This window comes from Desulfobacter curvatus DSM 3379 (assembly GCF_000373985.1).
Classification (GTDB): domain Bacteria; phylum Desulfobacterota; class Desulfobacteria; order Desulfobacterales; family Desulfobacteraceae; genus Desulfobacter; species Desulfobacter curvatus.
Window position 1 is genome coordinate 1 of sequence record NZ_KB893070.1, and the last position, 10,787, is coordinate 10,787.

Consider the following 10,787-nt stretch of genomic DNA (forward strand, 5'->3'; position numbering starts at 1 on the left):
TGCCCGCAGTGAATATGGTCTTATGGTTCAAATTCTTAGTGGCCTTATCACTTACCTGTTGCTGGCAATCTACTGTCGAAACGAGTTTAATGAGAAGGTCTCTATTAAAAGAGTTCGACAGTTACGAACTGCCATCTTGAACGACCTAATTGGGCACGACGAGGATACGTCTCATAGTTTAAACAGGGACAATATTGTCAAAGATCAAAAAATTACATTTAGCGAACAAGCAAAAACCTAACCGGACATCACTGATCTTTTTCAGTTTCTTTTTTTCCGAAACCGAAATTTTAGTTTTTTTGCCGATTTTTGTTAAATTTATCCATACCTGACCTTTACGCACAGGACCGTCATATAAATTTAGAAAAAACTGCGTGTCAGGATCCCAGCTGCTTGGAATAAGAAATGCGTGGCTTACATAATCAGCACAATCTTTCTGAACCGGATCCACCTCAAAATGTATTACATATCCGCCATACAAACGTTCTGTTTCATGCAGTGTACCGAAGCAGGGACCCCTGTTTGTCAGTTTTTTAATATTTAAAGAAAGATTTTTATCTCCCGGTTTTGAAGCTAACGTCACAATCGCATCAAACTCTATTTTTTCCTTCGAGCCTATGCGCCTGTCTAACCAGGACGTTTTTGAAGGTATTGGATCAGCAAAATAATCCGATACAATTATAGAATCTTCCTGATTTTCTCCAGCATATCCGGCAGACAGTCCTGTAAGTATACAAGTGACAGCAATTATAATAATTAAACATTTTTTATGCCTATCACCCGCCCTTTCTATCTTGAACCCGAATTTCATGCGTGCCCTTCCTTAAAGTTTTTATCTGGTTCTGATATTATCAACCTTGACCATAGCATACCAATAAAGTATGACGCATTTAACAATTCATTATCTGCGTAAACTATAAAATGAGTCAGTCGTGCCCGGTTTAATCCAGAATAAATTCATCTTCCTATAACCAATAGAAATTTGATTCTTATCATCGATCTCTGTGAGCACCCCGTAAACCGTGGTTTTTCTCAAAAAGAGTCAAACTCGAAATATAGTACTTACTAAAAAAATACAAGCCTTAAATGCTTAATTTTATGGTGTATGAACCACCATATTAAAGGCTTTGGGATAACAAGTTGCTTCTCCCGATCGCCGCCTAAGCGCCGCTCCTGGTGAACTTTGTCGTTACAATCAATTTTATACATTGGTCCTCCCAGGTCCATTTCCGGAGCATTACACTTTACCCCGCATAAGCTTGAATGCGGGGCTTTTTGTGATGGCACAATATCTTGTGGGGTGCAATTTCAGAAAAAACGTTCCATCATACCATTATTCCTGGGTATCAAATTACTGCATTTCAATGTACTTCTTGCTTTTATTCATGAGGTTTTATAACCTGAATTCAATTCGTAAAAAAACAAATAGGGCAACCCGATATGATACCTTTGGATGTCATAATGCAAGGAATGAGTGGCTATGAGATCTACCGAGAACTCAAAGCCGACACCCGGACTCGGCATATTCCGGTTATTTTTATAACGGCCCCTGAATCACAGTGAAAATGAGACCAAGAGTATTGAGCTTGGTGTGGTAGATTATCTAGCCAAACCGTTCAATGCCTCAATCGTCCAATTAAAATAATAACACAATACGTAGAGCAGATCGGAAAGGTAATAAATGCTGGATTCAAAAATTTTACGTAAGGCGATCTTCATTGTCGGCGTGACTATTTTTTTATTTATTTTGATTATTTACGCCTTTACCATGCCGAAAATAGAAAAAAGCATTCAAGCGTTAGGGGAGGAAAACAGCAAAGTCGTACTCAGTAAGGTCGTGATGCTTGCGAAAAATGTGCATCAGGATCTCGAAAGCTTTAAAGCACGTTCCATGTCCAAGCATAAGGACCAGCTGAAAGATTTAACCCACGTGGCCTGGAGCGTCATCGACAGCTTATACGAGCAATCAAAGATGGGCAACATCGGCAATGTCCTCCAGGCACGTGGCGAACAGTTCAAGAGAAACCTGGATACATTTTACAGCAAAAACAAAGACAGGCTGCCGCACGACCAGTTAAAAGAGAAGATCGCAAATTACATTCGAATTCACCGCTACGATAACGACAGCGGTTATTATTTTGTAAATGACTTTGATTCGAACTCTGTTATTCACCCCATCAAACCCGCCATTGAGGGAACAAGTTTCAAAAATATTGAAGATAAAAACGGGGTTTATTACGTCAACAAAATGGTTGATATCGCCAAGAAAAATGGGGCTGGCATTTTAGACTACAGGTGGGAAAATCCGACAACTGGAAAGGTCGAAGACAAGATCTCCTATGTGTTTAAATTTGAACCCTTCGATTGGATTGTCGGTACGGGTGCCTATTACAGTGAACTCAACAAGAAGCTTATGGATGAAGTTTTTCATATAATCAGTCACTTACACTATAGTGAGAACGGATATTTTTTTATTTTCGACTATGACGGCATCATGCAGGCACACCCATTTGTCGAGAAAGAGGCAGATTTTTCACAGGTACGCGATTCCAAGGGGAATCTCATTGGCCCGCCGATGGTAAAAACTGCCAGGGAACAGAGAGAGGGATTTTACTCATACTGGTGGAAGAAAAAAGAGGCAGACGAAATGACCTATCAAAAGCTTTCATTTGTCAGAGATTTTCCTAACTGGGACCTTGTTATCGGTACAGGCATATACATTGATGACATCGAAACAGAGATCGCCAAAAGAAAGGCTGAGTTGATACACCAGCTCAGGCAATTAATGCTGAACACCAAAATCGGGAAAACTTAAGAAATCTACTTGCCCCCATCGTTGACCTCGCGATTAAGGCCTCCAGGGTTTCGGCAGGAGACTACAGTGTGCGGTCCGATGTGACCGGCAAGCACGAGATCGGGGCGCTCTGCGGTGAATTTAACAATATGGTTCAGACCATCGAGGATCACATTCAGCATCTGGACGTCAAGGTCACGGAGAAAACCCGGGAATTAAGCTCTTATAAGAACGAACTTGAAAAACTGGTGGAAGCGCGCACAGATGAACTGACAAAGACCAACCAGAGCCTTCAGACAGCCAAGCTGAAGGCTGAATCAGCCAATATAGCAAAATCCGAATTTCTGGCCAACATGAGCCACGAGATCCGGACCCCCATGAACGCCATCCTGGGTATGACGCATCTGGCACTGCAGACCGATCTCGATGATAAACAGAAAAATTACATTGAAAAGGCACACTTTTCAGCAGAAAATCTTCTTCGCATCATCAACGACATCCTTGACTTCTCAAAAATCGATGCCGGTAAGCTGGAAATGGAAGATGTCGATTTCCAACTGAAAGAGGTCATTGACAACATGGTCAACACCATCAATTTAAATGCTAAAGAAAAAGGCATTGAGCTTTTGGTTAAAATTGATCGTGATGTCCCAAAAGCCCTGATTGGTGATCCCCATCGACTAAGCCAGGTTTTAATCAATCTTGGCAGCAACGCCATAACATTCTGTAATGAAAGGGATAAAGTATCCTTTAACGTCACCATGAAGCAAGAAGACGAGTCAGCGGTTGTTTTACAGTTTTCAGTTCAGGATACGGGTATCGGGATGTCACCAGAGCAACAGGAAAATTTATTCCAGCCCTTTACCCAGGTAGATGCCTCGACAACTCGTCTATACGGGGGAACAGGACTCGGCTTGGCGATCTCCAAGCAAATCGTTCAACTGATGAATGGAGAGATTTGGGTGGAGAGTGCAGAGGGCGTAGGGAGTACTTTTCATTTTACGGTACGTTTTGGTAAGCAAAGTGATTACCTATATAACATAAACGCTTCTGATGAAATGTCAGAAGGAACTGTCAGCCAGGCACTTGAAAAAATCAAAGGCTGTAAAATTCTGCTGGTTGAAGACAACGAGATCAACCAGGAACTGGCAATGGAACTGCTCACCAGCAACCACATTCTCGTTGAAACTGCCGACAATGGTCAGGAGGCATTAAAGATTTTGGAGGATCACGAGTTTGACGGGATTCTGATGGACTGTCAGATGCCGGTAATGGACGGATACGAGGCAACCCGAAAAATCCGTAAACAGGAAAAGTTTAAAGAATTACCTATCCTTGCCATGACGGCCAATGCAATGGTGGGTGACCGGGAAAAGGCATTGGATGCCGGAATGAACGATCATATTGCTAAACCGATTGACCCAGACAAAATGTTTGAGACTATGGCTAAGTGGATTTCAGCAAAAGACAAGTGATAGAGCACTCTGGATTATCTATATATAAATGCTGTGATGCTTGTCATTAAAGGCGTTAGCTACTTCTGCTATTCCTGACTGGTTTAAAATTTGGCGTAGCGAGCCTGAATGCCGGTCTTTGGTTAGAATTTGTATATATTTTATAGTGTTATTGTTTTTTTGTATTGACATTTTTAGTCTGAATATGATCCTAACATATTAGATTTCCTTAAAAGTGGGCAGGTGAGATTTTTATAAGGAGGGATAAACGTGCCAAAGAGTTCAGAAGATACACTGAGGGAAGTACTGGAAAACTCTCTGGATGCTTCTTATAAACGAAATATAGAATCTAACACCTACGAGTATTTGAGCCCTGTTTTCAACCGTATCTGCGGTTTTACTTCCGAAGAGATGAAATTAATGCCCATTGATGGCGTCTTGGAGCAGGTACATGAAAACGACCGACCTGAAGTCGAGCATGTCATTGCTGAATCGCAGTCAGGTAAACCAGGGAGGGTATACCAACTTGAGTACCGTTTCAAACACAGAAATGGGCATTATGTCTGGCTTCAAGACCGTTTTTCTATTGTTTGCGATACAGAGGGAAAGGTTTCATCCCGCATTGGAAGCGTAAGGGATATCACGGAACGGAAACATGCAGAAGAGAGGCTCAGGCAAAGTGAAGCCAGATGGCAGTTTGCGTTAGAAGGTTCAGGAGATGGTTTGTGGGACTGGAATGCGGTCACCAACCAAGTCTTTTTTTCAAAAAGATGGAAAGAAATGCTTGGATTTACGGATAATGAACTTGTGAATGATCTTAAAGAATGGGATTCACGAATACATCCAGACGATAAAGCCGTGGCTTATCGTGATCTTGAACGTCACTTTAATGGAGAAACCTCTGTTTATGAGAATGAGCATCGGCTTCTTTGCAAGGATGGTACATATAAATGGATACTGGATCGTGGCAAGGTTATTGAGTGGACAGAAGACGGAAAACCATTGCGTGTCATTGGGACACATGGCGACATTTCGGAACGAAAAGAGGCGGAAGCTGAGCGTTTAATACTGATAGCCGATCTGAAAAAAGCATTATCCCAGGTCAAGAAATTAAGCGGGTTGTTACCAATATGTTCTCATTGTAAAAAAATTCGTGATGATCAAGGTTACTGGAATCAGATTGAGCAATACATTCATGAGCATTCTGAGGCAGAGTTCAGTCACAGTATTTGTCAAGATTGTGCAAAAAAACACTACCCCGATTATGACATTTATAAGGAATAGCACGGCGAGCCTTATGTCTATGATTTCGGGGCGAAACAATTGGCAATAAAGGTGTTGAATACTTCCGTTATTTCTTTCCGTCTGGGGACTATTGCCTACATATCAAACAGGGACAATTGATCCACCGGCAACGCTGGAAAATGTGGAGCGAAACCGTTTGGGTGCAATTCCGTAAACCGTTTGAAAATCCCGATAAAAAGAAGAGAGTGACTCGTAACCTGTCTCCAGTGCGATTTGTGTAACCTGCCTATCTTGTTCGCACAGCGCAAGGGAGGCTATCAAAATCCTGTACAGCCTCAGGTACTCGAATATTGTGATATTCATCTCATGCTTGAACAGGCGGGAAAGATGCCGTTCGGAATAGGGTATCACCCTGGTGAAATCCTTTAAAGATAAAGCCCCTGCATAATTTTTTCCTATAAATTGGATCACCCCTTCCGATAGGGTGCCGGCAGGTTCCGGAAGCCGCACTATGGCTGCCGTTCTTTTCATCTCTCCAGGTAGAATTTTTAAAAACAGATTCAGGCATTCTTTGTTGAAGTTACAGGATAAATCCCCGGGGGTGAGAATCTGAATTCGGTCAAAAAGGGCCGATTCCAGAGGCGTTATAAAAAACAGACGAATTTCATCATCCGGCAGAGATATTAGATCTCTGGCCAGGTAAAGAGATTTATAGGCCACAGGATTTCCAAGGACAATGGAACGATGGGCAAAATCAGCAGGGATAAAAGCGGTCAATGCCCCGAACATTGGCTGCCTGCGGTGTCCATCCACCAGCATGGCCACACCGCTGCGAATTTTTAACACCTGATGATGGCTGTGGGTGTGCAGTCCTTTGGTGGAATATTCGGCCATGGTGCCTGCCATAGTGCGGACATCCATACCATGGGCGGTCAAATTGATTTGGGCAATATCCGGAGGCATCTTATCCCTTTATCGTTAGATGTCTATATATGGGATAATAATGGCTTTATTTCTGATGAAGGTCAATTATTTTTCATGTATATTCGCTGTGAAAGTAAACCTGCAATTCAACATATAGGGAAATGCAATGAAAAAACGACAATTAGGAACACATGGGCCCATGGTTTCAGCTCTGGGGCTGGGATGCATGGCCATGAGTGAATTTTACGGACCGTCTGATGATGAAACGTCTAAAGCAGTGATCCGGTCCGCCCTGGAACAGGGAGTGACCATGCTGGACACCTCAGACCAGTATGGGTTCGGACATAACGAAGAACTTATCGGAAATGTTTTAAAAACTTGGTCTGGCGAGGCGTTTGTGGCCACCAAATTCGGTATTGTGCGCGAACCCGGAGAATACGCCCGGACCATCTGCGGCCGGCCTGACTATGTTATAAAGGCATGTGAGGCCAGCCTAAAGCGGCTGGGCAGGGAAACCATTGACCTTTATTATGTTCATCGCGTGGATGAAACTGTGCCCATTGAGGATACAGTGGGAGCCATGGCTGATCTGGTAAAGGAGGGAAAAATCAGATACATCGGCCTGTCCGAGCCCGGGGAGATCACCCTGCGAAGAGCCCATTGCGTACACCCCGTGGCCGCAGTCCAGTCCGAATACTCCCTGTGGACAAGGGATGTGGAAACGCAGATATTACCAACAATGCGGGAACTTGGCGTGGCCCTTGTGCCTTACAGCCCCCTTGGCCGCGGTGGGCTGACAGGCAGGTTGACTTCCCGGACCATTTCTGGGCCGGGGGATTTTCGCAGTTTTCTGCCAAGATTTTCCGAAACAAACATTCAGGTTAACCTTGAGCAAACCCAGCATCTTCTGGATCTGGCAGCATCCAAAGGCGTTACCCCTGCCCAGGCCGCCATTGCCTGGCTAATGGCCAAAGGCGATGATATAGTGCCAATTCCAGGCACCCGGCATCTGACATATTTAAACGAAAACCTGAAGGCTCCGGACATATGCCTGTCCACCCAAGAGATACAGATGCTTGACCAGGCTTTTTCCCCCGGCGTTATACAGGGGGAGCGTTATACACCTGAAGGAATGGCTGGCCTTAATAAATAGTGTTTGAACGTAAGGTTCAACAGAGAATTCTCTGTTTTAGTGCCTTACTCCTCAGTTTCTGTCAAAAAAACAAGAAAATGAGGAAGGGCACTTGGGTTGCGGGTTTCCCGCGTTGGGTCATGATCTAGGGGGGAGAGAATTTTCAGGTTAAGCAATCATTTTGAATTATTAGCCATTGATCTCTATTCGAGCTTTGCAAGCGTGCTCAAGGNGCTGGTCTCCTCCATTGATAAATTTTGGATTATTTTCCAGGTTTTAAAATCTTTGTCATATAAGCGGTTGCAAAATCAATGAAATTGCTCACGCGCAATGGCAGGCGTCTCTGCACCGGGTATACGATGTGAGCCGGCAGATCTTGGGCGTGCCACTCCGGCAAAATCCTTATCAGCCGCTCGGAAACAATATCTTCGGCGATCAGCCACTCCGGTAACACAGCAATTCCAAGCCCCATCCGAGCCGCTTCACGCTGGCTGGTGACACCTTCGGATGTCATGACAGGCGTTATCTCTAACCTCTGTTTTTTCTGTTCAGCCGAATAAATGATGACTTCCTTTTCCCCACCAAATTGAAAGCCGGAAAGCGCCAGCCACGGCCAGGATTGAAGTTCGATTGGTTTGGAGACGGTGGCCTTATGCTTCTTTAGAAGCACAGGGGAAGCGACAAGGTAGCGTTTAATGGCCGGGAGTGGGTGCGCGATGATCGTATCATCCGTAATGGTACCGGCGATGATGCCTAAATCGCAACCTTCTTCAAGCATATGCATTGGGCGGTTGGAATAAGCAAGGTTAATCGTCACTTCAGGATTGGTTTGAATGAAACTTGCGGCAAGTCGACTGACGACACTCTGGCCGAAATCAATTGTTGAGAACAGACGGATATGACCTCGCAGGGTTGCCTGGTCGTTCTGAAGCCGAAGTTCGGCCTCCTCCGCCGCGGCCAGAAGGGATTGGGCCTCCCGTAAAAACTGGTTTCCCGCCGAAGACAGGCGCATCCGGTGCGTATCTCTGAATAGCAATACGGCTCAGCAGCGATCTTCCAGGGTCTGCAAATAACGGCTCAGCGTCGGTTGCGTCACCTGGAGTTTGCGGGCCGCCGCAGAAATATTGCCACTTTCCACAATACAGACGAAGGCGCGCAGCAGGGATAAGTCGTCGAATACTGTCATACAGAATCAGTATAATCGATATTCTGCTTATGCGTCTACCAAAAATTTCAGGCTGTAACATATTGTTGGTTGAGCGAGAAATAAACATCCAAACCAAAGGAGGTTGCAATGAATACATCCAAAGAAACCAAAGTGGCGATCGTTACAGGCGCATCACGCGGAATCGGTGCGGCCGTTGCCAAGCGCCTGACCGCCGATGGCATTGCCGTTCTGGTGAATTATGCGAGCAATGCCGATTCAGCCAACGCCGTGATGGAAGCCATCAAGGGCAAGGGAGGCCGGGCCACCGCAATCCAGGCCGATGTTTCCGTGCCTGCGCAGGTAGCCGACATGTTTGACCAGGCCATCACTCTTTACGGCGGGGTCGATATTCTCGTCAATAACGCAGGAATCATGCAGCCGGGCCTGATCTCTCTGTCCGATACGGATGATGCATTGTTCGACAAAATTGTGGCCGTTAATCTCAAAGGGACATTCAATACGCTTCGAATTGCAGCCGGGAAACTGCGTGACAACGGGAGAATCGTCAACTTCTCCTCCAGTGTGCGCAAGCTCGCCACGCCAGGTTACACTATATATTCCGCCACCAAATCTGCAGTTGAGACGCTGACAAATATTTTTGCCAAGGAATTGCGCGGCCGGAACATCACCGTAAACGCCGTAGCTCCCGGACCAACGGCAACTGATCTTTTTTTGAAAAACAAAACGAACGAACAGATCCGACACCTGGCTCAAATGCCGCCGTTAGAGCGGCTTGGGCAACCTGAAGATATTGCCAATGCCGTGGCGTTTCTTGTCGGTGAAGATGCCGGGTGGGTGAATGGTCAAACTATCTATGTAAACGGTGGAATCGTTTAGTCAAAGGAAGGAGACGTGCCATGAGAAAGATAATCGTGGTAACAGGTGCTTCAAGTGGATTCGGGCGGATGGCTTGTCCAGGGATTGGCAAAGGCCGGGCATACCGTATATGCCGGGATTCGGGAAACCACAAAACGCAACATCCGGCAAGTCGTCGCGCTCGCAGCATTTGCAGCGCGGGAAAAGGTGGGTTTGCGGACAATCGAATTTGTATCCTTAGATTAAGTGTAAGCTCTAAATAGTAAGCAAAATGGGCGTTGGGTGCCACCATATCAAAACTGCTCTCCCTTTGCCGGGTGGCCGTAACTAGGTCTTCTTTAAATTTTTTGACAAAAAATGTCTTCCTCTCCGTGTGCACATGTCATCTTTTTTTACACCCTGTCTTCCAATCGGATGCACTTACTTTGTTTTCCGGCCTTCCCCTCCTGGGGGCATTTGCCCAAAACCTTATCCACCCAAGGCGTTACAGCTTTTCTTCCCCCCAAATTATTAATGGCATACTTGTTGATAATACTGTTGTTTAACGGGCAAGGTGCCTGCGGGTTTTTAAGGTCGGCAACTGATGTACAACCCAAATGAGAAGGGAGGCAAAAAAAATGATACATGGAACGCCTATAACAATATGTATTCGCACCATGGTATTACAGGTAAAAAAGCTGATGATAATCTCAGCACTCTGCCTTACGGCAACATTCATCATGACCCCGGAGCCTTTAAACGCAGGGGAGAGCACTGTCCGGAATAAAGGGATCATAGATCAGGGCTATCGCATGTAAAAAACTGTAAAGGCAGGCTAAGCCTTGCCTAAAATTTCAAAGGCAAATGGATATATTATCAAAAATTGTAACCATTTGATAATAAAAGAGATATTTGCACTAGATTTTTTCTATTACATAGTGTATGTATATAGGCAACAAAAAATAGGGAGTTGCCAATGCATGACAAATCAATAGATAAATTTTTTGCAAAAATAGAAGACCATCGACATCATAACAAATGCCATAAACTAATTGACGTTATCATTATTGCCATTTGCGGTGTTGTTGCCGGAGCTGACACTTATGAACAAATTNAAAATTTTGGAAAAAAACGGAAACGGTGGCTTTCAAAATTTCTGGAATTGCCTTATGGGATACCGTCCCACGATACGTTTGGCCGAATATTTGAAAGAATGGATCCTCAGGAGTTTCAACG

Annotated in this window: 13 protein-coding genes and 1 pseudogene; 10 read left to right on the forward strand and 4 right to left on the reverse strand. The window is 44.7% G+C overall.

The features are described from left to right. Positions 1-145 (forward strand): annotated as a pseudogene (locus B147_RS32950) (IS4 family transposase); the annotation flags it as partial. 33 nt (positions 146-178) lie between these two features. Here B147_RS32950 and B147_RS0116210 read toward each other — a convergent pair. Next, positions 179-811, reverse strand: a complete 633-nt coding sequence (locus B147_RS0116210; protein WP_020588252.1) for an SRPBCC family protein — start codon at positions 809-811, stop codon at positions 179-181. 629 nt (positions 812-1,440) lie between these two features. On the opposite strand from B147_RS0116210, the gene B147_RS33550 reads away from it, so the two are divergent. The 4 genes from B147_RS33550 to B147_RS0116225 all read left to right on the forward strand — a co-directional run bounded on the left by B147_RS33550 (position 1,441) and on the right by B147_RS0116225 (position 5,532). Next, a complete protein-coding gene (locus tag B147_RS33550; RefSeq protein ID WP_083927919.1) occupies positions 1,441-1,563 on the forward strand; it encodes a response regulator in 123 nt (40 codons plus the stop codon). Between the two features lie 118 nt (positions 1,564-1,681). Next, positions 1,682-2,815, forward strand: a complete 1,134-nt coding sequence (locus B147_RS0116215; protein ID WP_020588253.1) for a cache domain-containing protein — start codon at positions 1,682-1,684, stop codon at positions 2,813-2,815. Then, positions 2,782-4,269 carry an ATP-binding protein gene (locus B147_RS28640; protein WP_281167896.1) on the forward strand — a complete coding sequence of 496 codons (1,488 nt, stop codon included), beginning with the start codon at positions 2,782-2,784 and terminating at the stop codon, positions 4,267-4,269. The genes B147_RS0116215 and B147_RS28640 overlap by 34 nt, the downstream gene beginning before the upstream one ends. A 249-nt stretch (positions 4,270-4,518) precedes the next feature. Further along, positions 4,519-5,532, forward strand: a complete 1,014-nt coding sequence (locus B147_RS0116225) for a PAS domain-containing protein (RefSeq protein WP_020588255.1) — start codon at positions 4,519-4,521, stop codon at positions 5,530-5,532. Positions 5,533-5,634: 102 nt separating this feature from the next. On the opposite strand, the gene B147_RS0116230 is transcribed toward B147_RS0116225, so the two are convergent. Beyond that, a complete protein-coding gene (locus B147_RS0116230; RefSeq protein WP_020588256.1) occupies positions 5,635-6,456 on the reverse strand; it encodes a helix-turn-helix transcriptional regulator in 822 nt (273 codons plus the stop codon). A gap of 127 nt (positions 6,457-6,583) precedes the next feature. On the opposite strand from B147_RS0116230, the gene B147_RS0116235 reads away from it, so the two are divergent. After that, complete coding sequence (locus tag B147_RS0116235; RefSeq protein WP_026259692.1) at positions 6,584-7,570, forward strand: aldo/keto reductase; 987 nt, start codon at positions 6,584-6,586, stop codon at positions 7,568-7,570. A 241-nt stretch (positions 7,571-7,811) separates the two neighbouring features. On the opposite strand, the gene B147_RS29755 is transcribed toward B147_RS0116235, so the two are convergent. Both B147_RS29755 and B147_RS32490 read right to left on the reverse strand, forming a co-directional pair. Beyond that, the gene (locus tag B147_RS29755) at positions 7,812-8,561 is read right to left on the reverse strand and encodes a substrate binding domain-containing protein (RefSeq protein ID WP_020588258.1); all 750 of its coding nucleotides are present in this window, start codon (positions 8,559-8,561) and stop codon (positions 7,812-7,814) included. 30 nt (positions 8,562-8,591) lie between these two features. Then, a complete protein-coding gene (locus B147_RS32490; protein WP_211216947.1) occupies positions 8,592-8,735 on the reverse strand; it encodes a LysR family transcriptional regulator in 144 nt (47 codons plus the stop codon). Positions 8,736-8,843: 108 nt separating this feature from the next. Between B147_RS32490 and B147_RS0116245 the strand changes: the two genes are divergently transcribed. The 4 genes from B147_RS0116245 to B147_RS28650 form a co-directional block, all read left to right on the forward strand. Next, on the forward strand, positions 8,844-9,593 hold the full coding sequence (locus B147_RS0116245; protein WP_020588259.1) for an SDR family oxidoreductase: 750 nt from the start codon (positions 8,844-8,846) through the stop codon (positions 9,591-9,593). A gap of 54 nt (positions 9,594-9,647) precedes the next feature. Further along, positions 9,648-9,818, forward strand: a complete 171-nt coding sequence (locus tag B147_RS0116250; RefSeq protein ID WP_157237918.1) for a hypothetical protein — start codon at positions 9,648-9,650, stop codon at positions 9,816-9,818. A 337-nt stretch (positions 9,819-10,155) separates the two neighbouring features. After that, on the forward strand, positions 10,156-10,338 hold the full coding sequence (locus B147_RS0116260; RefSeq protein ID WP_157237919.1) for a hypothetical protein: 183 nt from the start codon (positions 10,156-10,158) through the stop codon (positions 10,336-10,338). A 189-nt stretch (positions 10,339-10,527) separates the two neighbouring features. Beyond that, on the forward strand, positions 10,528-10,787 hold a 260-nt coding region (locus B147_RS28650), incomplete at its 3' end, for a transposase family protein (protein ID WP_020588262.1).